Here is a 1,342-nt window from a genome sequence, read left to right as displayed (position 1 = left end):
GTGCTGTCGCACGGCGCCGATCTACAAGGCAGACTTGTTATAGGATCAAGCCTTACGGGCAATTAGTATCAGTTAGCTGAACGCATTACTGCGCTTACACACCTGACCTATCAACGTCCTGGTCTCGAACGACCCTTCAAGGGGATCTAGTCCCCAGGGATATCTCATCTTAAGGCGAGTTTCCCGCTTAGATGCTTTCAGCGGTTATCTCTTCCGAACATAGCTACCCGGCGATGCCACTGGCGTGACAACCGGTACACCAGAGGTTCGTCCACTCCGGTCCTCTCGTACTAGGAGCAGCCCCCTTCAAATATCCAACGCCCACGGCAGATAGGGACCAAACTGTCTCACGACGTTTTAAACCCAGCTCACGTACCTCTTTAAATGGCGAACAGCCATACCCTTGGGACCGGCTACAGCCCCAGGATGAGATGAGCCGACATCGAGGTGCCAAACACCGCCGTCGATATGAACTCTTGGGCGGTATCAGCCTGTTATCCCCAGAGTACCTTTTATCCGTTGAGCGATGGCCCTTCCATACAGAACCACCGGATCACTATGACCTGCTTTCGCACCTGCTCGACTTGTCGGTCTCGCAGTTAAGCACGCTTATGCCATTGCACTATCAGCACGATTTCCGACCGTACCTAGCGTACCTTCGTACTCCTCCGTTACGCTTTGGGAGGAGACCGCCCCAGTCAAACTGCCTACCATGCACTGTCCCCGACCCGGATCACGGGCCAAGGTTAGAACCTCAAACAAACCAGGGTGGTATTTCAAGGACGGCTCCACCGAAACTAGCGTTCCGGTTTCATAGCCTCCCACCTATCCTACACAGATCGGTTCAAAGTCCAATGCAAAGCTACAGTAAAGGTTCATGGGGTCTTTCCGTCTAGCCGCGGGTAGATTGCATCATCACAAACACTTCAACTTCGCTGAGTCTCGGGAGGAGACAGTGTGGCCATCGTTACGCCATTCGTGCAGGTCGGAACTTACCCGACAAGGAATTTCGCTACCTTAGGACCGTTATAGTTACGGCCGCCGTTTACCGGGACTTCAATCAAGAGCTTGCACCCCATCATTTAATCTTCCGGCACCGGGCAGGCGTCACACCCTATACGTCCACTTTCGTGTTTGCAGAGTGCTGTGTTTTTATTAAACAGTCGCAGCCACCAGTTTATTGCAACCCCTTCACCCTTTGCCCGCAGGGGCATCAAGCTACAAGGGCGTACCTTATCCCGAAGTTACGGTACCAATTTGCCGAGTTCCTTCTCCCGAGTTCTCTCAAGCGCCTTAGAATACTCATCTCGCCCACCTGTGTCGGTTTGCGGTACGGTCATCG

1 rRNA gene (running past one end of the window) is annotated in these 1,342 nt (G+C 53.2%); it reads right to left on the bottom strand.

Features of this window, described 5'->3' with window-relative positions:
- Nucleotides 1-41 precede the first annotated feature (41 nt).
- Nucleotides 42-1,342: ribosomal RNA gene (locus tag HAV18_RS39525) — 23S ribosomal RNA — on the bottom strand (it continues 1,292 nt past the right edge of the window).

This window comes from Burkholderia sp. D-99 (assembly GCF_011605345.1).
Classification (GTDB): Bacteria; Pseudomonadota; Gammaproteobacteria; order Burkholderiales; family Burkholderiaceae; genus Burkholderia.
This window is presented reverse-complemented; position numbering and strand designations above follow the sequence as displayed.